Here is a 23,234-nt window from a genome sequence, read left to right as displayed (position 1 = left end):
ACCACCGCTAGTGCTCCACAACGACCCGAGAGATGAGAGTTGATGCGAGAAGAAGCCCGCCACGAACGGCAACGCGAAACGCATCGCGCGCTATATGAACGCTTTGCCGCCGGAATTGGCGTGCCGATCGCACAACCCTCTGAACCGGAACTGGCCGGCGCCGAGCACTACCGCGAATCGCTAGCGGCCACCGCGGTACCCAACGCTTCGGGCGGGGAAGACACCCACACCAGGTTCCTCCCCGCCCAAGCGGCCGCCGACTCCGAGATACCGGAATCCGCTGAGCCTGCACGCCCCCAGGATCAGGACTACACCGAAGAAGCACCCGCCGAGCGACCGGCGCCAGTCTTTGGCGACGAACCCCGGGACGAGCAAGCCGCAGCGCTCAAGGCCCAACGGCGCAAGCGCACCAAGCGCAAGCGCAACCTGGTAATGCTGGCCACCGTGCTGATCTTCGCGCTGGTGGTCTCCGGCTCGGTCTTCTTCATCAAGTCCCTGCTCAAGCAGTTTAACCCCGACGACTATCCCGGCCCGGGCGGGGCCACCGTGGAATTCACCGTGGAAGATGGCTGGGGCGTGAACATCATTTCGCGCAAGCTCGAAGAGCTCGACGTCGTCTCCGACGGTGGCCTGTTCTCCGACGCCGTCGCCGACTCCGAAGCCGAAAACAAGCTCATCCACCCCGGCACCTACCTGCTCAAGAAGCAGATGCCAGCAGCCGACGCGGCCGAGGTCCTCATCAACCAGCGTCCGGACAAGGTCTTCTATTTCGCGTTGAAGGCCAATATGCGCATGGATGCCGCGCTCAAGGAAATTGCCAAGGGCTCGGGCTTGAAGGAGAAGGACCTGCAGGCGCTGGCCAGCAAGCCGCAGGAGTTCGGCCTGCCCGACTCGGTGACGAACCTCGAAGGCTGGCTGCACCCGGGGGAGTACCGCTTCCCGTTGGAAACCAGCGCCAAAGAAGTGCTGGCCGAGCTGGTCAAGGCCACCAAGGTTTCTCTCGAGCAGGCGGGCATTACCGACCTCGACGAGGGCTACCGCATCCTGAAGATCGCCTCGATCCTGCAGGCGGAGGCGCGCACCCCGGACTACGCCACGGTCGCCGGAGCGATCGAGAACCGGCTGGATCCGGGCAACCGCGAGACGCACGGGCTGCTGCAGGTCGACTCCGCGGTGATCTACGGGCTGGGCCGCTACTCGCTGCAGTTCAGCGCGCAGGAGAAGCAGGACGCGTCGAACAAATACAACACCTACGTCCATAAGGGCCTGACGCCAACTCCGATCGGCTCGCCAGCGAATCCCGCGATCGAGGCCGCCGCCAATCCGGAAGACAACGGCTACTACTACTGGGTGACCGTCAACATCGAAACCGGCGAGACCAAGTTCGCCTCGACCTACGAAGAGCACCAGCGGTACAAGGCCGAATTCGACGCCTGGTGCGACAAGCATCCAGACGTCTGCTAGCGCAAGCCCGCGAACGAAAGACGCGTTGCCGCCCCCAGGGCCGGGCAATTACCAGCAGGAAGTCCATGAAGAAAATGAAGCAGGCAGCTGTCCTGGGCCACCCCATCAGCCATTCCAAGTCTCCAGTGCTGCACCGTGCCGCCTACCAGCTGCTCGGCGCGCCGATCAGCTACAGCGCGATCGACATTGAACCGGGCCAGGCTGCCGAGCATGCTGCCGCACTGCGCGCAGGCAACTGGACCGGCTGCTCGGTGACCATGCCGCTGAAGGATGCGTTCGTGCCATTCATGGACGACCTGTCCGCACGCGTGCAGCGCCTCGGCGCGCTGAACACCATCGTGGTCCGCGACGACGGCACCCTCTACGGGGAAAACACCGACGTGGACGGCCTGGTGCAGGCCCTTGCCGATGTGGGGCTCGCCCAGTGCGCGCAGGCGATGATCCTGGGCTCGGGCAACACCGCGCTGGCAGCCATCGAGGCCGCCGCTGAAGTCGGCGTACGCCAGCTGGATCTTGTCGTGCGTGCCACCTCGCGGGCCTCCCGGGCCGTCGATCTGGCCCACCAGCTGGGAATGGAAACGACCGTCCACGAGATTTCGGGAATCGACCAGGCAGTGGCCGCGACGCTGAACCGCATCCCGCTTGTGTTCTCCACTCTGCCGCCGCGTGCGGCCGACGACTGGGTGCCGGTGATCGGCGCAGGCAGCGGCATCCTGCTGGATGTGGCCTACGACCCGTGGCCCTCTGCCTTGGCGCAATCCTGGCGCGGCACCGTAATCTCCGGAATCCACATGCTCGTGCACCAAGCCGTGGAACAAGTGCGATTCTTCAGTGCCGGAGCCTGGCAGGAATCGCGCCGAGCGGACGTCACAAATGCGATGTATGACTCTTTGGGTCTGGCCCGACACCAGTAATCAGTTCGTGTCATGGCAAAATAGATGACATGTTGCGTTGGTTGACCGCGGGCGAATCGCATGGCCCGGCACTCGTTGGAATTCTTGAAGGCCTACCTGCCGGAGTATCGGTGGATAGCGAAGCAGTGCGGGAGGCACTGGCACGCCGCCGTCTCGGCTATGGCCGCGGCGCGCGCATGAAATTTGAAAAGGACCAGGTCACCTTTCTTGGTGGCGTCCGCCATGGCAAGACCCAGGGCGGCCCGGTAGCCATCGAAATCGGCAACACCGAATGGCCCAAGTGGGAACGCGTGATGAACGCCGATCCGGTGGATCTGGATGAGCTGGCCTCGCTGGCGCGCAACGCGCCGCTGACCCGCCCGCGTCCGGGCCACGCCGATTTCACCGGCATGCAGAAGTACGGATTCGAGGACGCCCGCCCGATCCTCGAGCGCGCCAGCGCCCGCGAAACAGCGGCCCGCGTCGCACTAGGCACGGTGGCCTCCCGATTCCTCAGTGATTTGGGCATCCAGCTCGTCTCGCACACCACGGCAGTCGGCGCCGTGGCCGCACCGGCCGATGCGCCGCTGCCTGGAGCCGCCGATGTCGCCGCCCTGGATGCCGACCCGCTGCGCTGCTTCCACGCAGAAACCAGCGAAGCCATGGTCGCCGAGGTCGACGACGCCCACAAGGCGGGGGAGACCCTGGGCGGCGTCGTCGAGGTCCTCGCCTACAACCTGCCTCCGGGCATCGGCTCCTACGTGCACTGGGACCGCCGCCTGGACGCGCGCCTGGCCGCCGCCCTGATGGGCATCCAGGCCATCAAGGGCGTCGAGGTCGGCGACGGATTCGCCACCGCGGCGCGCCGCGGTTCGGCTGCGCACGATGAGATCGTGCACGCCGAAGACGGCAGCATCAAGCGCAACTCGAACCGCGCCGGCGGCATCGAGGGCGGCATGAGCATCGGCGAGGTGCTGCGCGTGCGCGCCGCCATGAAGCCGATCGCCACCGTGCCCCGCGCCCTGCGCACCGTGGACACCGCCACCGGCGAGGACACCACCGCGCACCACCAGCGCTCGGATGTCTGCGCCGTGCCGGCTGCCGGCGTGGTCGCCGAGGCCATGGTCGCCCTGGTGCTGGCCCAGTCCCTGCTGGAGAAGTTCGGCGGCGATTCGGTGGCCGAGACCAAGCGCAATATCGAGTCCTACCTGGCCAGCATCCCGGGCAATCTGGGTTCGACCGGCGTCTAGGAAGCACGCTTCAATGATCTACCTCATTGGTCCGATGGCCAGTGGCAAGTCCACCGTGGGCAAGTCACTGGCCACGGCCCTTTCTACCAGCTTCGCGGATTCCGACGCGGCCATCGTCGCCCACCACGGAACCATTGCGCAGATCTTCGCCGAGCATGGCGAAGCGCATTTCCGCGACCTGGAAGTCCAAGCGCTGTGCCGGCTGCGCACCGGCGTGGTCGCTACCGGCGGCGGCGCGGTGCTGCGCGAGGAGAACCAGCAGCTGCTCTCGCGCGGCACGGTAATCTACCTGGAACTCGGCGAACAGGCTGCCGCCGAGCGCATCAAGGGCGACGGACACCGCCCGCTGCTGGCTGGTGACGAAGCCCTCAAGAGCTGGATCGCCGTTTACGAAAAGCGCCGTCCAATTTATGAAATGCTCGCTGACGTGCATGTTCTCGTGGATGGAAAGTCCGTTTCGCAAATTCTCGACGAGGTGTTGCCGCAGCTGGAGGGGCTGTGATTAGCCTCACGAGATGCAACTTCTGGCCGCGCTCACGCGTACGCTAGAAAAAATCACCACCATCAGGAGGAAGCTAGACTGATGCCTATCGCACCGACCACCATGAAGGTCACCGGAAGCACCCCCGCGGAGTCGTACCCCGTCATGGTCGGCAACGGCCTCTTGGGCCAACTGCCCGACCTGCTTGGCCCCGCGGTCAAGAAGGTCCTGGTCATCCACCCGCGAGCCCTGCGCGTCACCGGTGACGTGGTTCGCGACGAACTGGCGAAGTCAGGCTTGGAGGCATTGACCGCGGAAATTCCGGATGCCGAAGAAGGCAAGCACATCCAGGTTGCCTCCTTCTGCTGGGAAGTGCTGGGCAAGAACGACTTCACCCGCTCCGATGCTGTGGTCTCAGTGGGCGGCGGGGCCGTCACCGACGTGGCAGGATTCGTCGCGGCCACCTGGCTGCGCGGCGTGAAGGTTATCCATATTCCCACCTCGCTGCTGGCCATGGTCGACGCTGCCGTAGGCGGCAAGACCGGGATCAACACCGCCGAGGGCAAGAACCTCGTCGGCGCCTTCCACCCGCCGGCCGCGGTGCTCGCCGACCTCGACGCGCTGGCCACCTTGCCGAAGAACGAGCTGGTTACCGGCATGGCTGAAATCGTCAAATGCGGCTTCATCGCCGACGAGCGCATCCTGGAGCTGATCGAAGAGGATCCGGCCGATGCCGTCGATCCCGCCAGCGATCGCCTGCGCGAGCTGGTCGAGCGAACCATCGCCGTGAAGATCGACGTGGTCTCGCGGGATTTGAAGGAATCCGGCGACCGCGAATTCCTGAACTACGGCCACACCCTGGCCCACGCCATCGAGCTGGCCGAGCGCTACCAGATGCGCCATGGCGCAGCCGTGTCCATCGGTCTGGCCTTCGCCGCCGAACTGGGCCGCTCGGTGGGCTACACCTCCGACGCAGTGGCCGACCGCCACGTCGCGATCCTGAAGTCCCTCGGGTTGCCGACCACCTACCGCAACGATCGCTGGGCGGCGCTGCTCGATGGCATGAAGCGCGACAAGAAGGCCCGCGGCAGCCAGCTGCGCTTCGTCGTGCTGGAAGAAATAGGCAAGCCGCGCATCTACGAAGTCCCTGATAACTCGTTGCTCTTCGCCGCCTACCAGGAAATCGGGGAGTAGGCACATGGTCGACTACACCGCATACGCCATTGACGTCGCATCGGTCAACCGCGAGGGTGTCGGCACAGCTGTTGAAGGCGTGCTGATCGATCCCGAGACGCTCAAGCCCTACATCGCCGACGAGGCGGCCGCCGAGCAGCAGCTGCTGGTCGGTTCGCCCACCGACCAGGTAATGGTGCTGCTCGCCCGTGGCGAGCTGGCCAAGGCCGGCGAGCTGATCGCGGAATCGCGTTTCGTCGATCCGACCAACGCCCACCTGCGCGTCCTGGACACCGAGCTGACCCGCATGCAGGGCGACTTCGATCGCGCGATCAACCGCCTGCGCAAGCTGGCCGAGGAATTCGCCGGCACCGCGTACGAGCCGCTGATGCACTACCATGCAGGCCTTTCCTTTTTCGCGAAGGGCGACTACAAGGCGGCGGCCACCCGATTCCGCAAGGCCCTGGAGCTGCGCATCGAGTTGGACGACGACGCATACCTGGTCAACGCGGCCAGCACCTGCATGCAAATCGCCGAGAAACGCGCCGCGCAGTAATGCGCGCCACCGTGCCCAACCCTTTGTGCCCCACGGCGCGTAGGGTAAACTTGAACATGGATTTTTGATAATGCCGGCTGTCGCTGGCGAAAATAGAGGATTGAGGAAACGTGGCGGATACAACTGACATCAAGAATGGACAGGTCATCAAGATCGATGGCCAGCTCTGGACCATCATTGACTTCCAGCACGTCAAGCCAGGCAAGGGCGGCGCATTCGTGCGCACCAAGATGCGCAACGTCATGTCCGGCAAGGTCCTGGACAAGACCTACAACGCAGGCACCAAGATCGAACTGGCCACCGTTGACCGCCGAGATTACCAATACCTCTACCAGGATGGCGAAGACTACGTCTTCATGAACCTGGAAGACTACGACCAGCTCACCGTTCCCGGCGCCACCGTTGGCGACGCCGCTGGCTTCCTGCTGGAGAACCAGAACCTGACCATCGCCATGTACGACGGCAGCCCGCTGTACCTGGAACTGCCGGCATCGGTCGTTCTGGAAATCACCTACACCGAGCCGGGCCTGCAGGGCGACCGCTCCTCGGCTGGCACCAAGCCGGCAACCCTGGAAACCGGCAAGGAAATCCAGGTGCCGCTGTTCGTCGAGCAGAACACCAAGGTGAAGGTTGACACCCGCACCGGCGATTACCTGGGTCGTGTCAACTAGTGAGAGCCCGCGCCAAAGCCCGCCGCCGAGCCCTTGAGTTCCTGTTCGAAGCCGAGGCCCGCGATGCAGATCCGCTGGCCGTGGCCATCGCACGACGGGAAAACTCGGACATCGTACTCAACGAGTACTCGCTGGCGATCATCGAAGGCGTGACCGCCCACCTGGCCCGCATTGACGAAGTTCTCGAAAGCTACGTCAAGGACTGGACCATCGAGCGCATGCCAGCTGTTGACCGCAGCGCACTGCGCATCGGCGTGTGGGAGCTGCTGTACAACGATGACGTTCCCGACGCTGTCGCCGTGGCCGAAGCTGTGGTGAACGTGCGGGAATTGTCCACCGATGAATCGCCGGAGTTCGTCAATGGCGTTTTGGGCCGCATCCAGAGCGTCAAGGACACCCTGGTCGACTAATTCGATCCTCACGTTTCCGAGCCCGGGCCGGAACCCCACAAAGGGGTTCCGGCCCGGGCTTTTTTGTGCAGCCATTGCCCGCGGGGCGTGCGACGGCGAGGCTAGGGTGCATCAGCCAGAAGCCCGAACGCTGGAGCAAATCGGTGATCGTGCCGGACATGTGACTTGATCTCGACCAGGATCCGCGGGAAGCAGGGGACGACCCGGCGTGCAGCGGGCCACCTGCGTACGCTACCTGCGCGACTATCGGCTCACCATCGAACTCAAATGCCAGGGCCTGGACGCGGCCCAGATTACCTCGCGCCCGGTCCCGCCCTCCATGATCAGCCTGCTGGGCCTGCTGCGCCACCTCGGCGAAGTCGAGCGGGACCGGCGCAACTGGATCACCGCGGGAGAGCCTGCCGGCAGGATCTACGGGCCGGCGGGATCCGACTTCGAAACGGTGCGCCCGGATCCCGCCCAGGCATCCCAGGCGCTGCGCATCCTGCATGGAGAGCAAGATGCCACCGACCGCCTGCTGGCCGGCTTCGAAGACCTCGGCCAGCGCGCAGGACGCGAGCAGGTGATCATCCGCGACCTGATGGTCCACCGCATCGAGGAGTACGCCAGGCACAGCGGGCATGCAGACCTGCTGCGCGAATGCTTCGACGGCAGGGTGGGCCAATAGCGCAGCACGCTTCCAGCGGTCCTGGCCGCTTAGTGCGTGTGTCGATCGCAACACCTGCCGTGCCTGCGGCTGGGTCGGTTTACGGGATCTGCGTGATTCTGCCCCTTGGCGAGAACCGTCAGATGCATCCTTGTGACCGATCCCATGCCCTATTCAGTGTCATGCATAGGTTTCCGCTAGGGAATCGCCTCGCGCTCGTGATAATTTGGGTTAGCAATATTCCTTTAAATCCCGTCCCGTGAGGCGGAGAAGGGAGAGATGCACAGCATGGATGAGAATTCAGTGCCAGATGCCGCGCGCACGGTATTAACCGGCGACGACATCGAACGTGTACTCACTCGCGTAGCCTACGAAATCATCGAGGCCAACAAGGGCACCGACGACCTGGTCCTCCTTGGCATTCCCAGCCGCGGATTCCCGCTGGCCCAGCGCCTGGCAGCCCGCATCGCAGCCACCGCCGATGGCAATCTCGACCCGGCATCGCTGGTAGGCCAGCTCGACATCACCATGTACCGCGACGATCTGCGCCACTCCACCACCCGCACCCCGGCGCCGACGCGCCTTCCAGCAGGCGGCATCGAGCGCAAGGTTGTCGTACTGGTCGACGACGTGCTCTATTCCGGGCGGACCATCCGCGCCGCCCTGGACGCCCTGGCCGACTGGGGACGCCCGCGCACCGTGCGCCTGGCGGTGCTGGTTGACCGCGGGCATCGCGAACTGCCGATCCGCGCTGATCATGTGGGCAAGAACCTGCCGACCGCGAAGAGCGAAAAGGTTCGCGTGCACCTGGCAGAAATCGATGGCACCAACGAAGTAGTGATCGAGGGCGCCGCATGAAGCACCTGCTCTCCACCGCGGATCTGACCCGCGACGAAGCCATCGCCATCCTGGATGTCGCCGAAGAGATGCGAGAATCGGGAACCCGTCAGATCAAGAAGCTGCCGGCCCTGCGCGGACGCACCGTGGTGAATCTGTTCTTCGAGGACTCCACCCGGACCCGGATTTCCTTCGAGGCCGCCGCCAAGCGCCTGAGCGCTGACGTCATCAACTTCTCGGCCAAGGGATCGAGCGTATCCAAGGGCGAGTCGCTGAAGGACACCGCGCAGACCCTGCTGGCCATCGGAGCCGACGCGGTAGTCATCCGCCACCCGGATTCCGGTGCCCCCGCCAGGCTGGCGGCCACCGACTGGATCGGGCTGCCGATCGTCAACGCCGGCGACGGCACGCATGAGCACCCCACCCAGGCGCTGCTCGACGCCTTCACCCTGCGCCGCCAGGTGGCGCTGCGCGAGGGCACCAGCCCGGCAGGCCGCGGCCTGGACGGACTGAAGGTCGCGATCGTCGGCGACATCCTGCACAGCCGCGTCGCCCGCTCCAACCTGTGGCTGCTGAACACCCTCGGTGCCGAAGTCACGATGGTCGCCCCTCCCACCCTGCTGCCGGTGGGCGCCGGATCCTGGCCGTGCACCATCAGCTACGACCTGGACCAGGTGATCGCCAAGGGCGTCGACGCGCTGATGATGCTGCGCGTGCAGGGCGAGCGGATGAACGCCGCCTACTTCCCGAACCCCCGCGAATACTCGCGCTACTGGGGACTGGACGATGCGCGCCTGGCGGAATTGGACGCTTCGGGCGCCGAAACCCTGATCATGCACCCGGGGCCGATGAACCGCGGCCTGGAAATCTCCTCGGCCGCCGCGGACTCGCCGCGCTCCACCGTGCTCGACCAGGTCACCAATGGCGTGGCCGTGCGCATGGCCAGCCTCTACATGCTCCTCTCCGGCGACCTGATCTGAAGGAAGAAACCATGAACTACTTGATCAAGCAGGCCTCCATCCTCGGCGGCGAACCTGCCGACGTGCTGATCACCGACGGCAAGATCGCCCAGCTGGGCACCATCACCGACGCCGGCGACGCGCAGGTGATCGATGCGACGGACCTGGTGCTGCTGCCGGGCCTGGTCGACACCCACACCCACCTGCGCGAACCGGGCCGCGAAGACGCCGAAACCGTGGAAACCGGTTCGCAGGCAGCCGCCCGCGGCGGCTACACCGCCGTGCACGCGATGGCCAACTCCACCCCGGTGGCCGACACCGCCGGCGTCGTCGAGCAGGTCTACGAATTGGGCCGCAAGGCCGGCTGGGTGGATGTCCGCCCGGTCGGTGCCGTCACCGTCGGCCTGGCCGGCAAGCAGCTGAGCGAAATCGGCGCGATGGCCGATTCCCGTGCCGCGGTGAAGATGTTCTCCGACGACGGCATCTGCGTCTTCGACCCGCTGCTGATGCGCCGCGCCCTGGAATACGTGAAGGCCTTTGACGGGGTCATCGCCCAGCACGCCCAGGAACCGCGGCTGACCGAAGGCGCCCAGATGAACGAGGGCGAAGTCTCCTCGATCCTGGGCATGCCCGGCTGGCCTGCGGTCGCCGAGGAATCGATCATCGCCCGCGATGTGCTGCTGGCCGAGCATGTCGGCGCGCGGCTGCACATCTGCCATGTGTCCACCGCCGGCTCGGTGGAGATCATCCGCTGGGCCAAGGCCCGCGGCATCCAGGTCACCGCGGAGGTCACCCCGCACCACCTGCTGCTCACCGACGAGAAAGTCCGCACCTACGACCCGGTGTTCAAAGTCAACCCGCCGCTGCGCCGCGAGGAAGACGTGATGGCGCTGCGCGCCGGCGTCGCCGACGGCACCATCGACGTGATCGGCACCGACCACGCCCCTCACCCGTCCGAAGCCAAGGACTGCGAGTGGGGCGCGGCGGCCATGGGCATGACCGGGCTGGAGACCGCGCTGTCGATCGTGCAGCACACGCTGGTCGACACCGGCTTGATGGGCTGGGCTGACGTCGCGCGCATCACCTCCGAGGTGCCCGCGCAGATCGGCCGCGTCGCCGACCAGGGCCGCCCGATCGCGGTGGGCGAGCCGGCCAACCTCACCCTGGTGGATCCGGCAGCCCGCTGGATCGTCGACCCGGCAGCCATGGCCACCAAGGGCCGCAACTCGCCGTTCGCCGGCATGGAGCTGCCCGGATCGGTGCGCGCCACCTTCTTCCACGGGCACGCCACCGTGCTCGATGGCCAGCTGGCAACCCCGAGGTCGATCAATGCCTGAGGGAGCACTTCAGCCGCTCATCTGGACGATCGTCGCGGTCGTCGTTGCCGTGACGCTGATCCTGCTGGGCTGGCGCAACCTCAAGGCCCGGCAATCGGCGATTCCCGAGCCGTATGAGGAGTTCGCCGACCAAGTGGAGCACAGCTTCGACGGCATGTACGTGGTCACCACGAAATTCGACGACTGGCTGGACCGCATTGCCGTGCATGAGCTCGGCGTGCGCACCAACGCCACCTTGGAGCTGGGCAGCGAAGGCGTGCACCTGATCCGTTCCGGAGCGCGCGACGTGCACATCCCGTGGGAGCACTACGAAGAAGTCAAGCGCAGCAGCGGGATGATCGGCAAGGTCGTGGAGAAGAACGGCCTGATCGTCATCACCTGGAACAAGGACGGCTTCACCTTCGACACCGGATTCCGTCCCCGCTACCACGAGGACACCCCCAAGATTTATCAGTTGCTGGCGTCGCACGACGACGTAAGCCGAGCAGGAGACAAATAAGTGAATTCCCTGAGCAACCTACCAGCCGTGTTGGTACTCGAAGATGGCCGCATCTTCCGCGGACGCAGCTATGGCGCCGTGGGCACCACCCTGGGTGAAGCAGTCTTCACCACCGGCATGACCGGCTACCAGGAAACCCTGACTGACCCGTCCTACGCGCACCAGATCATCGTGCAGACCTTCCCGCACATCGGCAACACCGGCGTGAACTCCGAGGATCCGGAATCCACCCGCATGTGGGCCGCCGGCTATGTGGTGCGCGACGCCGCCCGCCGTCCGAGCAACTGGCGCAGCGAGCGCACCCTGGACGAGGACCTTGTCGAGTACGGCATTGTCGGCATCCAGGGCGTGGACACCCGCGCCCTGACCCGCCACCTGCGCGACGCCGGAGCCATGAAGTCCGGCATCTTCTCCGGCGACGACGCCGCGAAGTCCGACGCCGAACTGGTGGAACTGGTCAAGGCGCAGCCGTCGATGGCAGGGCGCAACATCTCCGCCGAGGTCTCGGTGGACACCGCCTACCTCGTCGAGCCGGCCGACCACGGCTACACCGGCGAGCCCAAGCACACCGTCGCCGCCATCGACCTGGGCATGAAGTCGATGACCCCGCACCGCCTGGCCGAGCGCGGCCTGCGCGTGCACGTGCTGCCGTACAACGCCACCCTTGAGGACATCAAGGCCACCGGCGCCGAAGGCGTCTTCTTCTCCAACGGCCCGGGCGACCCCGCCACCGCCACCGCGCAGGTGGAACTGGTGCGCTCGGTGCTCGACGCCGGCATTCCGTACTTCGGCATCTGCTTCGGCAACCAGATCCTGGGCCGCGCGCTGGGCTTCGACACCTACAAGCTGCGCTTCGGCCACCGCGGCATCAACCAGCCGGTGATGGACAAGGCCACCGGCCGCGTGGAAATCACCAGCCAGAACCACGGCTTCGCCGTCGACGCGCCGATCGAAGGCTCCGTCACCGCGCCGGTCGAGCGCTTCGGCAAGGTCGAGGTCTCGCACTACTCGCTGAACGACCACGTGGTCGAGGGCCTGTCCTGCCTGGACATCCCGGCCTTTTCCGTGCAGTACCACCCAGAGGCCGCATCCGGCCCCCACGATGCCGCCTACCTCTTTGACCGCTTCATGACCGCGTTGGATTCCGCCGCAGAAAAGGACAGCAAGTAATGCCTAAGCGCACCGATCTGAAATCAGTTCTCGTCATCGGTTCGGGTCCGATCGTCATCGGCCAGGCCGCCGAGTTCGACTATTCCGGCACCCAGGCTCTGCGCGTGCTGAAGGAGGAGGGCCTGCGGGTCATTCTGGTCAACTCCAACCCGGCCACCATCATGACCGACCCGGAATTCGCCGACGCCACCTACGTCGAGCCGATCACCCCCGAGGTCGTCGAGAAGATCATCGCCAAGGAACGCCCGGATGCGATCCTGCCGACCCTGGGTGGCCAGACCGCGCTGAACACCGCGATCGCGCTGGACAAGTCCGGTGCCCTTCAGAAGTACGATGTCGAGCTGATCGGCGCGAACATCGAAGCCATCGAGCTGGGCGAGGACCGCGAGAAGTTCAAGGGCGTCGTCGAGCGCTGCGGCGCCGAATCGGCCCGCTCGGTCATCGTGCACACCCTGGACGAGGCCTTCGCCGCCGTCGAGGAGCTGAACTACCCGGTGGTCGTGCGCCCGTCGTTCACCATGGGCGGCCTGGGCTCGGGCATGGCCTACAACCCGGAGGACCTGCGCCGCATCGCCGGCGCCGGCCTACAGTACTCGCCAACCACCGAGGTGCTCCTGGAGGAGTCGATCCTGGGCTGGAAGGAGTACGAGCTGGAGATGATGCGCGACAAGAACGACAACGTCGTGGTCGTGTGCTCCATCGAGAACTTCGATCCGGTCGGCGTGCACACCGGCGACTCGATCACCGTCGCCCCGGCGATGACCCTGACCGACCGCGAATACCAGAAGCTGCGCGACATCTCCATCGCGGTCATCCGCGAAGTCGGCGTGGACACCGGCGGCTGCAACATCCAGTTCGCCATCGACCCGGCAACCGGCCGCGTCGTGGTCATCGAGATGAACCCGCGCGTTTCGCGTTCCTCCGCGCTGGCTTCCAAGGCCACCGGCTTCGCGATCGCGAAGATCGCCACCAAGCTGGCCGTGGGCTACACCCTGGATGAGATCCCGAACGACATTACCAAGAAGACCCCGGCTTCCTTCGAGCCGGCCCTGGACTACGTGGTCGTGAAGGTCCCGCGCTTCGCCTTCGAGAAGTTCCCGGCCGCGGACAAGACCCTGACCACCACCATGAAGTCGGTCGGCGAAGCGATGGCCCTGGGCCGCAACTTCACCGAGGCGCTGCAGAAGGCGCTGCGCTCCCTGGAGCAGAAGGGCTCCGAGCTGTCCTTCGAGCCCATCCCGGAAGCCGAGCACGAAGCAGTGCTGGCCTCGATCGTGAAGGGCTCGACCGAACGCCTCTCGCTGGTCCAACGCCTGCTGTTCTCCGGCGTGTCCATCGAGAAGCTGTTCGAGACCACCGCGATCGACCCGTGGTACCTGGACCAGCTGCAGCTGATCAACGAGGTCGCGCAGCTGGTGGCCGCGAACAAGCACCTGCCCGAGCACGTGCTGCGCGAAGCCAAGCGCCACGGCTTCTCCGATGCGCAGCTGGCCCAGCTGACCGGCAAGTCCGAGGCTGTTATCCGCGGCATCCGCCACGCGCTGGGCGTGCGCCCGGTCTACAAGACCGTGGACACCTGCGCGGCCGAGTTCGAGGCGTTCACCCCGTACATGTACTCCTCGTACGATGAAGAAACCGAACTGGGACGCCACGAGAAGAAGTCGGTCATCATCCTCGGCTCGGGCCCGAACCGCATCGGCCAGGGCATCGAGTTCGACTACTCCTGCGTGCACGCGGTGATGGCGCTGCGCGCCGAGGGCTACGAGACCGTGATGGTCAACTGCAACCCGGAGACCGTCTCCACCGACTACGACATCTCCGACCGCCTCTACTTCGAGCCGCTGACTCTGGAAGACGTGCTCGAGGTCATCCACGCCGAAGAGGAAACCGGCGGCGTGCTGGGCGTGTTCGTCCAGCTCGGGGGCCAGACCCCGCTGAAGCTCGCCGCCGAGCTGAAGGCCGCCGGCGTGCCGATCCTGGGCACCTCGCCGGAAGCCATCGACCTGGCCGAGCACCGCGGCGCCTTCCAGCAGGTGCTGGACAACGCCGGGCTCATCGCGCCGAAGAACGGCACCGCCGTGTCCTTCGCCGAGGCCAAGGCCATCGCCGACTCCATCGGCTACCCGGTGCTGGTCCGCCCGTCCTACGTGCTGGGCGGCCGCGGCATGGAGATCGTGTACGACGAGGCCAACCTCGAGCGCTACATCACCAACGCCACCGAGATCACCGTGGACCACCCGGTCCTGGTTGACCGCTTCCTGGAAGACGCCATCGAGATTGACGTCGACGCCCTGTTCGACGGCACCGACCTGTACGTCGGCGGCATCATGGAGCACATCGAGGAAGCCGGCATCCACTCCGGCGACTCGGCCTGCACCCTGCCTCCGATCACCCTGGGCCCCGATGTGCGCGAGCGCGTGAAGCAGGCCACCCGTGCGATCGCCGAAGGCGTGGGCGTGCGCGGCCTGATCAACATCCAGTTCGCGCTGGCCAGCGACATCCTGTACGTGATCGAGGCGAACCCGCGTGCTTCGCGTACCGTGCCGTTCACCTCGAAGGCCACCGGCGTGCAGCTGTCCAAGGTCGCCGCGCTGATCGGCGTCGGCAAGACCTTGGCCGAGCTGCGCGGCAGCTACCTGCCGTCCACCGGCGACGGCGCGCACCTGCCGGAAGCCGCGGCCATCGCGGTGAAGGAAGCTGTCATGCCGTTCGCCCGCTTCCGCACCCCGGAAGGCAAGGTCGTCGACTCGCTGCTCGGCCCTGAAATGCGCTCCACCGGCGAGGTCATGGGCTTCGACAAGTATTTCGATACCGCCTTCGCCAAGTCGCAGGCCGCGGCGAACAACCCGCTGCCCACCGCCGGCAAGGTGTTCGTCTCGGTCACCAACCGCGACAAGCGCTCGATCGTGATGCCGGTCAAGCACCTGTCCGACAACGGCTTCGAGATCATCTCCACCGGCGGCACCGCCGAGGTGCTGCGCCGCAACGGCATCCCGACCCAGGTGGTGGGCAAGCTGCACGAAGGCGGAGAGTCCATCGTCGACCTGATCGTGGCCGGCCAGATCGGCCTGATCCTGAACACCCCGTCGGGTTCGGATGCGCGTGGCGACGGCTACGAGATCCGCGCCGCCGCGACCTCGGTCGGCACCCCGGTGATCACCACCGTTGCGGAATTCAACGCCTCCGTCCAGGCAATCGATGCCCTGCGCGAGTACGAGTGGGATGTCACCAGCTTGCAGGTGCACGATGCCAATCTGAACGCGGCACGCAATGCCTGAGCCGATTCCATTCGGCCAGCGGCTTCGTTCGGCCATGCAGGCTTCCGGCCCGCTGTGCGTGGGGATTGATCCGCACCCGGCGCTGCTGGAAGCCTGGGGGCTGGAGAATACCGCAGATGGCGTGCGATCTTTCTCACTGGCAGTCGTGGAAGCGATGGCCGGTGCGGCGGCAATACTCAAGCCCCAGGTCGCCCTGTACGAGCGCTTCGGGTCCAAGGGATTTGCCGCGCTGGAGGACACCTTGAGCGCCGCGAAGGCCGCCGGGCTGCTCACGCTGGCCGACGCCAAGCGCGGGGATATCGGTTCGACCATGGCCGCGTACGCGACCGCATGGCTCGATGACGCTTCCCCGCTGGCCTCAGACGCGGTGACCTTGAGCCCATATCTAGGCTACGAGTCGCTGCGACCGGCACTGGATTTGGCTGCTGCCACCGGCAGGGGAGTGTTCGTTCTCGGGCTGACTTCCAACCCGGAGGGGCCGTCTGTGCAGCATGTCGGCGGAGAAAACTCTGTTGCTAAAACGATTATTGACCAAGTCACTGCAGAAAATTCAGGTGCAGAAGATTTAGGTCATGTCGGTTTGGTCGTCGGCGCCACCATCGGCGATGCGCCGGCCAAGCTCGGAATCGATCTAGCGACCTCCAAGGCTCCGCTGCTCACACCGGGACTTGGCGCGCAAGGCGCCACGGCAGCTGATATTGCCAAGTCATTCGCCTCCAGCTATGGCCAAGTGCTGGGCACGAGCAGCCGGGACATCCTCAAAGCGGGGCCGGACAAGACCGCGCTTCGCGACAAGGCCCTGAGGGTCCGGGACGAATTGCTGGCAGCTAGCTAGCAAAAAATTCGAATAAGTGGCATTGGCGCGTTGTGGCTATTAGAGTTTCTAGTAGCCACAACGCGTTTAGTCTTGCAAAAGCAGCGTTACCTCGCTATGTTTCTCAACATAAGCCTTAGTCCACTACAACTGAAGGATGGCTGAACGATGGTACTGCGAGAACTCTCTGACGAAGATCGTATCCGGGCCCGCGCCAAAGCACTCGCCGCACGCACTCGTCGTGCAGAAATCAAGGCGGAGTTCAGTGCCGGAAAAATTTCCATCACCGAGGTACTAGACTTGGTATACGAAGATGAAGCCGTGGGACGCATGCGTGTCATGGACCTTCTGGAATCGGTACCGGGCGTAGGTGAAGTACGCGCGGCAAACTTGCTGGAGCGACTTGGCATTTCCCCATCCCGCCGTCTGCGCGGACTGGGACGCAAGCAGCGCACCGCAATCACCGAGCACTTCAAGCAAAGCCCGCCAAAAACGAAAGTGTAGTCAATGACCGCAGCGTCGGTAACTGTTCTAGCCGGCCCCACGGCAGTAGGCAAGGGCACCGTCTCTACCTACATCCGCGATAACTATCCAGATGTCTGGCTCTCGGTGTCGGCAACGACCCGCAACGCCCGGCCGGGGGAGCAGGATGGAGTCCACTACTTCTTCGTGGGCCCCGAGCGCTTCCAAACCCTGGTTGAGGAAGGCCAGATGCTGGAATGGGCTGTCGTCCATGGCCAGAACAGCTACGGCACGATTCGCTCCACGGTTGAAAATGCAGTGGCACAGGGCAAGAAGGTCCTGCTGGAAATCGATCTGCAGGGTGCGCGCCAGGTCAAGGAGTCGATGCCCGAGGCAAAATTCGTCTTCCTCGCCCCGCCATCGTGGGACGAATTGGTGCGCCGGCTTGTGGGACGCGGCACTGAAACGGCCGAGGAACAGCAGCGCCGCCTGGAAACCGCTAAACTAGAACTTGCAGCGGAATCAGAATTCGACGTGACCATCGTCAACGACGATGTAGCACGTGCCGCCGAAGAGCTTGTAGCCCTCATGGGGCTAAAGAACGACAAATAGGGAGTCCTGTGTCCAACCCAGAGGGAATCATCAACCCATCGATCGACTCGTTGCTTGAGACCAACGACTCGAAGTACGCCATTGTGCTGAACTCGGCCAAGCGCGCACGCCAGATCAACGCCTACTACGCGCAGCTCAACGAAGGCCTGTTCGAGTACGTCGGCCCGCTGGTGGAAACCAAGCTGAACGAGAAGCCCCTGACCATAGCCTTGCGCGAGCTGGATGACAGCCTGCTGAAGGTCACTCCGGCCGAGGCCATCGAGGACTAATCGGAAAGTCGGCGCCCCCAGCGGGCGCCTTCTTTTTCGTTAAGCCCCTTTTCCACGCACCTCATCACCGCACCGAATCCTCGAGGAAGTACTTCGTGAAGCGAATTGTCCTAGGCGTTTCAGCTGGCATCGCCGCCTACAAGTCCGTGCTCCTGCTGCGCTTGCTGCGCGAAGCCGGCCACCATGTCGATGTGATCCCCACCCAGAACGTCGCGAACTTCGTGGGCAATGCCACCTGGGAGGCCCTGTCCGGAAATCCGGTGACCTCGAATGTATTCGAAGCGGTCGATACCGTCAACCACGTGCGTCTCGGCCAGCAGGCCGATCTGGTATTGATTGTTCCGGCTACAGCCGATGTGCTGGCCAAGGCCGCCGCAGGGATGGCCGACGACCTGCTCACCGGCACCTTGCTTGCCACCCGGGCTCCGGTTGTGGTGGCCCCGGCCATGCACACCGAAATGTGGCAGCACCCGGCCACCGTCGCGAACGTGCAGACCCTGCGCGATCGCGGCGTGCGGGTGATCGAACCTGCATCGGGGCGGCTTACCGGAAAGGATTCGGGACCGGGCCGGCTTCCGGAACCAGATGAGATCTTTGCCGCAGTACAGGACCTGCTCTCCGAGCCGGTGCTCGCTGGTTCCAAGGTCCTGATCACGGCCGGGGGCACCCGTGAACCGCTGGACCCGGTGCGCTTCTTGGGCAACCGCTCCTCGGGCCGCCAGGGTGTCGCGCTGGCGCAGGCCGCCCGTGATGCCGGGGCCGAGGTCACGCTGATCGCCACCCATCTGGAAGTTCCCGCGCCGCATGGCGTGAAGCTGGTGCATGCTTCAAGCGCGCTGGAGCTGCGCGAGGCGGTCTTCGAAAACGCTCCGGGCCAGGACGTGCTGATCATGAACGCGGCCGTCGCCGATTTCCGTCCGGCACGCATCGAGAACTCGAAGATCAAGAAGCGCGACGAGCATTCGGCACCGGTTATCGAGCTGGTGCGCAACCCGGATATCCTCGCCGAACTGGTTTCCGCCCGCAGTCAGAACCCGGACCTGCCGGAGTTCATCGTCGGCTTTGCCGCCGAGACCGGCGACGAGCAGGGCAGCGTGCTCGAGTACGGGCAGGCCAAGCTGGAGCGCAAGGGCTGCGAAATGCTCGTGGTCAATGAGGTGGGTGCGACGCTGACCTTCGGGCAGGAAACCAATAGCATCCACGTGCTCTTCGCCGATCACGCCGAGCCGGTGAAAGCCTCGGGCAGCAAGCTGGAGGTGGCCCGCGTGGTCATCGAGCAGATTTCGAATGCCACAAAAAGTCATGCAGCTGTAACAAGGTGAGCCGCGCCATATGGTGCTTGTTCACGAAATGTCCTAGTTCTGCTTACCGGTCCCAGAGACCAGATAGAGTTATACGGTGACTTCAACAACCCCTGAACTTCGTCTTTTCACCTCGGAATCCGTGACCGAGGGCCACCCCGACAAGATCTGCGACCAGATCTCGGACGCGATCCTCGACGCCATGCTGGCCCAGGATCCGGACTCGAAGGTCGCCGTCGAGACGCTGACCACCACCGGCCTGGTGCACGTGGCCGGCGAGGTGACCACCAATGGCTATGTGGAGATCCCCGAGATCGTCCGCAAGACCATCCTGGACATCGGCTACGATTCCTCGGCCAACGGCTTCGACGGGGCGCGCTGCGGCGTGTCCGTGTCCATCGGCCAGCAGTCCCAGGAAATCCACGACGGGGTCTTCAACTCGCTGGAGTCCCGCGAAGGCACCGCCAAGGATCCCCGCGACTTGCAGGGCGCCGGCGACCAAGGCCTGATGTTCGGCTACGCCTCGGATGAGACCGACTCGCTGATGCCGACCCCGATCTTCCTGGCCCACCGCCTGTCCGAACGCCTGACCCAGGTGCGCAAGAACGGCCGCATGCCGCTGTTGCGCCCGGACGGCAAGACCCAGGTCACCATCGGCTACGACGGCGACAAACCGGTCTCCGTGGACACCGTGGTCGTCTCCAGCCAGCACGCCGCCGAATACGAGCTGGCCACGCTGAAGGCGGACCTGCACGAAGAGGTCGTCACACCGATCCTGGAGCGTTCGGGCCTGGATACCTCGAACACGAAGATCATCCTGAATCCTTCGGGCCCGTTCATCATCGGCGGCCCCGTCGGCGATGCCGGGTTGACCGGACGCAAGATCATCGTGGACACCTACGGTGGATTCGCTCGCCACGGCGGCGGCGCGTTCTCCGGCAAGGATCCATCGAAGGTCGACCGCTCCGCAGCCTACGCCATGCGCTGGGTGGCCAAGAATGTGGTCGCCGCCGGCCTGGCCCGCCGTGCCGAGGTCCAGGTGGCCTACGCGATCGGAGTTGCCCGTCCGGTCGGCCTTTACGTGGAGACCTTCGGCACCGAGACCGTTGACCCGGCGAAGATCACCAAGGCCATCAACGAGGTGTTCGACCTGCGTCCGCTGGGCATCATCGAGGACCTGGACCTCAAGCGCCCGATCTACCGCAAGACCGCTGCCCACGGCCATTTCGGCCGCGAGGACAACGACTTCACCTGGGAGAAGCTGGACCGCGTCGACGCCCTGCGCAGCTGGTTCAACGCCTAGGATCATTCAGTGCAGCAAGATGCCCTGATTTCAGCACCCGAACCGGCCCGTCTCAAGCGGGTTGCTCGGGTGCTGATTGATTCTTCGGTCCCGCATCTGGACCGCTTCTTCGACTACGAGATCCCGCCCTCGATGACCCAAGACGCCGTGGCCGGGGTGCGCGTGAAAGTGCCTTTTGGCCCGCAGCAGCTCTCCGGGTTCATCGTGGAAGTACTTGAAGACTATGCGCCGGAAATGAAGCTTCGCCCGCTGGCAACGCTGGTCAGCACCCAGGTGGCGTTGTATCCGCAAATTGTTGAAGCAGCCCAAGCAATCGCCACGCGCTACTCCGGGACCCTGTGGGATGTGGTGCGTCTAGCCGTGCCCGCCCGCGCCGCCAAGGTTGAAAAAGAAGAGCTGGCTACCATCAGCCCGGTACTTCCCGAGGCACCGAACCAGCTGGAGCATTACGAGCACGGGCCAGAAGCGCTGCAGGCCTGGGCCGATGGGCGCAGCTTCCGCGCGGTAGCTACCTGGGCGCCGAACTTCTACGGAGCGTGGCCTGGCTTCTTGATGGACGCGGCCCGACCGGTGCTGCAGCGTGGCAAGCGCGTACTGCTGCTGGTGCCCGACAAGCGCGATCTGCTGCTGCTGGGCAGCTATCTGGACCAGCACTTCGGGGCTGACTCCTACGCGCAGTTGCAAGCCGATGACGGACCGACCCCGCGCTACCGCAATTTCCTGCGTGCCATCGGCGGGCATGTGCAGATCGTGATCGGCACCCGCTCCGCAGCCCTGTGCCACGTGCCGGACCTGGAACTGATCATTCTCTGGCAGGATGCCGACCAGTCGCACCGCGAACAGCGCGCCCCCTACCAGCACAGCCGCGAGGTCGCGTTGCTGCGCAGCACCCTGGCCGGCATTTCGCTGCTCATCGCTTCGCCATCGCGCTCGGTTGAAGCCCAGCGCTTGGTTTCCACCGGCTGGGCCACCGAGCTGAAGGTCCCACGCGATATCTTGCGTGCCCAAACTGCACGTATCGTGGCCACCACCAATGATTTCGAACTTGAACGCGACCCGGTGCTGGCCCGCGCCCGCATTCCCTCCTTGGCCTGGCGCGAAGCCACCAAGGCATTGGAAACCGGCCCGGTGCTCGTCCAGGTGGCGCGCACCGGATTCATGCCCGCATTGGCCTGTCAGGATTGCCGCACTTTGGCCCGTTGCACGCTGTGCCAAGGGCCGCTGCATATCGCAGGCAAAGGTTCGCATGTGGCCTGCCGCTGGTGCGGCGAACAGTACCACGACTACCGTTGCGTGAACTGCTCTTCTTCACGGATCCGCGCCGCAAGCATCGGAGCCGATCGCACGGCCGAAGAACTTGGCCTAGCATTCCCCAAAGTCAGCGTTATTTCATCAACCGGAGCTAAACCGGTGGAGAAAATCCCTGATAAACCGGCTCTAGTGGTCGCAACACCAGGGGTCGAACCCTTTGCTGAATCCGGATACGCCGCCGTGCTGCTGCTTGACGCCGACAAGATGCTGGCCCACGATTCGCTACGCAACGCCGAAGAAGTCATCGCCCGCTGGTTCACCGCCGCCTCCATGGCCCGCTCCAGCGGGGTAGTGGTGCTGACCGGAAATCCAAGTCCTGCCGGCGCCGCGCTGGTACGCTACGACCCGGCATCCTTTGCCGAACGCGAATTGGCCGAACGCCGGGAGGTGGGTTTGCCCCCGGCGGTACGCAGCGCGGTCATTTCCGGGCTGGGAGCCGAACGGCTCATCGCCAACTTGGATCCCGAAACCCGCCAGCGCGTGCAAGTACACGGTCCCACGGTCATTGACGGGCCGCCAGCGCAGCACCGGTACGTGCTGTTCTTCTCCTACGCCGACGGACCGGCAGTAACCAAGGCCCTGCGCCAACTGCGCGCGAGCATGTCGGCAGCCAAGGACCCGGTCGTGAATATCGCCATCGATCCGGACGACGCGCTCTAGGAGCTGGCAGCCAGCTTCTGCAGGAAGTTCTCGATCGCGTCGGCGGTTTGCGGTGCCTTCTCGTAATGAATCAGGTGCCCTACATTCTCCAGCATCACCAGGTGCGCATCGGCGAAGCGGGCCCGCAAGGCCTCCTGGGTTTGCGGGGTGCCCAGTTCATCTTGCATTCCGCCGACCATGAGCGTGGGCAAGTCGAGCTGCGGGGCGTAGTCCCCGACAGTAGCGCTGATCGAGGCACGATAGGCCTGGGCCAGGGTGGCACGGGAATCGAAACCGCCAAAGTAGGCGCGGTGCTGATCGCGCACATAGACGCGCGTCGAAGGATCCTTGCTCTTGGTCATCACCAGGCTCATGGCGTCGCTGAACAGCTTCGAGCGCAGCAGTGGTTCGCCGATACGTGCTGGCAGCTTGGCGCATACCTCGTAGTATCCACTGGTGAGCTTGGCCAGCAGCGCCTGGTCTGATTCCAAGGCCAGCTCGGAGATCGGGTTGAGCAAGATCAGCGAAGCGAAGCTGCGCGTGGTTGCCAGCTTGGCCGCTACGATCGAGCCGAAAGAATGCCCCAGCAGGTGCACCGAGGAATCCAGCTGCAGTTCCTGGGCGAGCTGCGCGAGCACGGCCGCGTAGCCGTTCACGTCGTGTTCCAGGTCCGCCATGGAGGTGGACGAGCCAAATCCTGGCAGGTCGGGAACGATCACCGTGTAGTGCGCTAGGTGCGAAGAGATGCGCGCCAGTCCATGGTGGTCTCCGCGGAATCCGTGCACCGCGTAGATCACTCCGCGAGAGGGCTGTTGGGCCAGGTGGGTGTAGACCCGAATTTCAGCACCGTTCAGATGGTGGGTGGTCACTAGTTGTTCTCGTGGGGCCATGGTTTAACC

Annotated in this window: 23 protein-coding genes; 22 read left to right on the top strand and 1 reads right to left on the bottom strand. The window is 64.7% G+C overall.

Translation table 11 applies throughout. From position 1 onward, the window contains the following. Positions 1–42: 42 nt before the first annotated feature. The 22 genes from mltG to ACLQ8T_RS08695 all read left to right on the top strand — a co-directional run bounded on the left by mltG (position 43) and on the right by ACLQ8T_RS08695 (position 22,356). A complete protein-coding gene (gene mltG, locus ACLQ8T_RS08800) occupies positions 43–1,464 on the top strand; it encodes an endolytic transglycosylase MltG (RefSeq protein WP_413454437.1) in 1,422 nt (473 codons plus the stop codon). 65 nt (positions 1,465–1,529) lie between these two features. Then, positions 1,530–2,378, top strand: a complete 849-nt coding sequence (locus tag ACLQ8T_RS08795; protein WP_413454436.1) for a shikimate dehydrogenase family protein — start codon at positions 1,530–1,532, stop codon at positions 2,376–2,378. 29 nt (positions 2,379–2,407) lie between these two features. Continuing rightward, a complete protein-coding gene (aroC, locus tag ACLQ8T_RS08790; protein WP_413454435.1) occupies positions 2,408–3,607 on the top strand; it encodes a chorismate synthase in 1,200 nt (399 codons plus the stop codon). 13 nt (positions 3,608–3,620) lie between these two features. Next, positions 3,621–4,109: a shikimate kinase gene (locus tag ACLQ8T_RS08785; protein WP_204722208.1), complete on the top strand. Its 489-nt coding sequence runs from the start codon at positions 3,621–3,623 to the stop codon at positions 4,107–4,109. An 81-nt stretch (positions 4,110–4,190) separates the two neighbouring features. After that, positions 4,191–5,282: a 3-dehydroquinate synthase gene (gene aroB / locus ACLQ8T_RS08780; protein WP_413454434.1), complete on the top strand. Its 1,092-nt coding sequence runs from the start codon at positions 4,191–4,193 to the stop codon at positions 5,280–5,282. Positions 5,283–5,286: 4 nt separating this feature from the next. Then, positions 5,287–5,817, top strand: coding sequence for a tetratricopeptide repeat protein (locus tag ACLQ8T_RS08775; RefSeq protein ID WP_204722206.1), 531 nt, complete (start codon positions 5,287–5,289; stop codon positions 5,815–5,817). Positions 5,818–5,927: 110 nt separating this feature from the next. Then, the gene (gene efp / locus ACLQ8T_RS08770) at positions 5,928–6,488 is read left to right on the top strand and encodes an elongation factor P (protein ID WP_204722205.1); all 561 of its coding nucleotides are present in this window, start codon (positions 5,928–5,930) and stop codon (positions 6,486–6,488) included. Beyond that, the gene (gene nusB, locus ACLQ8T_RS08765; RefSeq protein ID WP_038991129.1) at positions 6,488–6,898 is read left to right on the top strand and encodes a transcription antitermination factor NusB; all 411 of its coding nucleotides are present in this window, start codon (positions 6,488–6,490) and stop codon (positions 6,896–6,898) included. The genes efp and nusB overlap by 1 nt, the downstream gene beginning before the upstream one ends. Positions 6,899–7,106: 208 nt before the next feature. Continuing rightward, positions 7,107–7,565, top strand: a complete 459-nt coding sequence (locus tag ACLQ8T_RS08760) for a DUF664 domain-containing protein (RefSeq protein WP_413454433.1) — start codon at positions 7,107–7,109, stop codon at positions 7,563–7,565. Positions 7,566–7,832: 267 nt separating this feature from the next. Beyond that, entirely contained in the window at positions 7,833–8,402 is a 570-nt protein-coding gene (gene pyrR / locus ACLQ8T_RS08755) for a bifunctional pyr operon transcriptional regulator/uracil phosphoribosyltransferase PyrR (RefSeq protein WP_413454432.1), read from the top strand. After that, the gene (locus ACLQ8T_RS08750; protein WP_413454431.1) at positions 8,399–9,361 is read left to right on the top strand and encodes an aspartate carbamoyltransferase catalytic subunit; all 963 of its coding nucleotides are present in this window, start codon (positions 8,399–8,401) and stop codon (positions 9,359–9,361) included. The genes pyrR and ACLQ8T_RS08750 overlap by 4 nt, the downstream gene beginning before the upstream one ends. An 11-nt stretch (positions 9,362–9,372) precedes the next feature. Beyond that, complete coding sequence (locus ACLQ8T_RS08745) at positions 9,373–10,677, top strand: dihydroorotase (RefSeq protein ID WP_413454430.1); 1,305 nt, start codon at positions 9,373–9,375, stop codon at positions 10,675–10,677. Next, the gene (locus tag ACLQ8T_RS08740) at positions 10,670–11,176 is read left to right on the top strand and encodes a hypothetical protein (RefSeq protein ID WP_413454429.1); all 507 of its coding nucleotides are present in this window, start codon (positions 10,670–10,672) and stop codon (positions 11,174–11,176) included. Before ACLQ8T_RS08745 ends, ACLQ8T_RS08740 begins: the two co-directional genes overlap by 8 nt. Beyond that, complete coding sequence (gene carA, locus ACLQ8T_RS08735; protein ID WP_413454428.1) at positions 11,177–12,346, top strand: glutamine-hydrolyzing carbamoyl-phosphate synthase small subunit; 1,170 nt, start codon at positions 11,177–11,179, stop codon at positions 12,344–12,346. Then, positions 12,346–15,624, top strand: coding sequence for a carbamoyl-phosphate synthase large subunit (gene carB / locus ACLQ8T_RS08730; protein ID WP_413454427.1), 3,279 nt, complete (start codon positions 12,346–12,348; stop codon positions 15,622–15,624). The genes carA and carB overlap by 1 nt, the downstream gene beginning before the upstream one ends. Then, the gene (gene pyrF / locus ACLQ8T_RS08725; protein WP_073706210.1) at positions 15,617–16,459 is read left to right on the top strand and encodes an orotidine-5'-phosphate decarboxylase; all 843 of its coding nucleotides are present in this window, start codon (positions 15,617–15,619) and stop codon (positions 16,457–16,459) included. The genes carB and pyrF overlap by 8 nt, the downstream gene beginning before the upstream one ends. A gap of 147 nt (positions 16,460–16,606) precedes the next feature. After that, positions 16,607–16,942, top strand: coding sequence for an integration host factor, actinobacterial type (gene mihF, locus ACLQ8T_RS08720; RefSeq protein WP_013349055.1), 336 nt, complete (start codon positions 16,607–16,609; stop codon positions 16,940–16,942). A 3-nt stretch (positions 16,943–16,945) separates the two neighbouring features. Beyond that, entirely contained in the window at positions 16,946–17,512 is a 567-nt protein-coding gene (gmk, locus tag ACLQ8T_RS08715) for a guanylate kinase (protein ID WP_038991117.1), read from the top strand. Between the two features lie 8 nt (positions 17,513–17,520). After that, positions 17,521–17,781 (top strand): DNA-directed RNA polymerase subunit omega, encoded by a 261-nt coding sequence (gene rpoZ, locus ACLQ8T_RS08710; protein ID WP_038991115.1) that lies wholly within the window; start codon positions 17,521–17,523, stop codon positions 17,779–17,781. A gap of 95 nt (positions 17,782–17,876) precedes the next feature. Continuing rightward, positions 17,877–19,103: a bifunctional phosphopantothenoylcysteine decarboxylase/phosphopantothenate--cysteine ligase CoaBC gene (coaBC, locus tag ACLQ8T_RS08705; protein WP_413454426.1), complete on the top strand. Its 1,227-nt coding sequence runs from the start codon at positions 17,877–17,879 to the stop codon at positions 19,101–19,103. Positions 19,104–19,179: 76 nt separating this feature from the next. Beyond that, entirely contained in the window at positions 19,180–20,385 is a 1,206-nt protein-coding gene (gene metK, locus ACLQ8T_RS08700; protein WP_204722197.1) for a methionine adenosyltransferase, read from the top strand. 9 nt (positions 20,386–20,394) lie between these two features. After that, complete coding sequence (locus tag ACLQ8T_RS08695) at positions 20,395–22,356, top strand: primosomal protein PriA (RefSeq protein WP_413454425.1); 1,962 nt, start codon at positions 20,395–20,397, stop codon at positions 22,354–22,356. Here the strand turns inward: ACLQ8T_RS08695 and ACLQ8T_RS08690 are convergent. Then, positions 22,353–23,225, bottom strand: coding sequence for an alpha/beta fold hydrolase (locus ACLQ8T_RS08690; RefSeq protein ID WP_413454424.1), 873 nt, complete (start codon positions 23,223–23,225; stop codon positions 22,353–22,355). The two genes, ACLQ8T_RS08695 and ACLQ8T_RS08690, sit on opposite strands and share 4 nt — an antisense overlap. Positions 23,226–23,234 lie beyond the last annotated feature (9 nt).

This window comes from Glutamicibacter sp. FR1 (assembly GCF_047300825.1).
In the GTDB taxonomy this organism is placed as follows: Bacteria; Actinomycetota; Actinomycetes; order Actinomycetales; family Micrococcaceae; genus Glutamicibacter; species Glutamicibacter nicotianae.
The sequence above is the reverse complement of the archived record's forward strand: the minus strand, read 5'-3'. Positions and strand labels throughout refer to the sequence as shown.

What these genes read in the sequence shown, in the direction of transcription:
- mltG (WP_413454437.1), top strand. Translation starts at nt 43, where the DNA reads ATGCGAGAAGAAGCCCGCCACGAACGGCAACGCGAAACGCATCGCGCG.
- ACLQ8T_RS08795 (WP_413454436.1), top strand. Translation starts at nt 1,530, where the DNA reads ATGAAGAAAATGAAGCAGGCAGCTGTCCTGGGCCACCCCATCAGCCAT.
- aroC (WP_413454435.1), top strand. Translation starts at nt 2,408, where the DNA reads ATGTTGCGTTGGTTGACCGCGGGCGAATCGCATGGCCCGGCACTCGTT.
- ACLQ8T_RS08785 (WP_204722208.1), top strand. Translation starts at nt 3,621, where the DNA reads ATGATCTACCTCATTGGTCCGATGGCCAGTGGCAAGTCCACCGTGGGC.
- aroB (WP_413454434.1), top strand. Translation starts at nt 4,191, where the DNA reads ATGCCTATCGCACCGACCACCATGAAGGTCACCGGAAGCACCCCCGCG.
- ACLQ8T_RS08775 (WP_204722206.1), top strand. Translation starts at nt 5,287, where the DNA reads ATGGTCGACTACACCGCATACGCCATTGACGTCGCATCGGTCAACCGC.
- pyrR (WP_413454432.1), top strand. Translation starts at nt 7,833, where the DNA reads ATGGATGAGAATTCAGTGCCAGATGCCGCGCGCACGGTATTAACCGGC.
- ACLQ8T_RS08750 (WP_413454431.1), top strand. Translation starts at nt 8,399, where the DNA reads ATGAAGCACCTGCTCTCCACCGCGGATCTGACCCGCGACGAAGCCATC.
- ACLQ8T_RS08745 (WP_413454430.1), top strand. Translation starts at nt 9,373, where the DNA reads ATGAACTACTTGATCAAGCAGGCCTCCATCCTCGGCGGCGAACCTGCC.
- ACLQ8T_RS08740 (WP_413454429.1), top strand. Translation starts at nt 10,670, where the DNA reads ATGCCTGAGGGAGCACTTCAGCCGCTCATCTGGACGATCGTCGCGGTC.
- carB (WP_413454427.1), top strand. Translation starts at nt 12,346, where the DNA reads ATGCCTAAGCGCACCGATCTGAAATCAGTTCTCGTCATCGGTTCGGGT.
- pyrF (WP_073706210.1), top strand. Translation starts at nt 15,617, where the DNA reads ATGCCTGAGCCGATTCCATTCGGCCAGCGGCTTCGTTCGGCCATGCAG.
- mihF (WP_013349055.1), top strand. Translation starts at nt 16,607, where the DNA reads ATGGTACTGCGAGAACTCTCTGACGAAGATCGTATCCGGGCCCGCGCC.
- gmk (WP_038991117.1), top strand. Translation starts at nt 16,946, where the DNA reads ATGACCGCAGCGTCGGTAACTGTTCTAGCCGGCCCCACGGCAGTAGGC.
- ACLQ8T_RS08690 (WP_413454424.1), bottom strand. Translation starts at nt 23,225, where the DNA reads ATGGCCCCACGAGAACAACTAGTGACCACCCACCATCTGAACGGTGCT.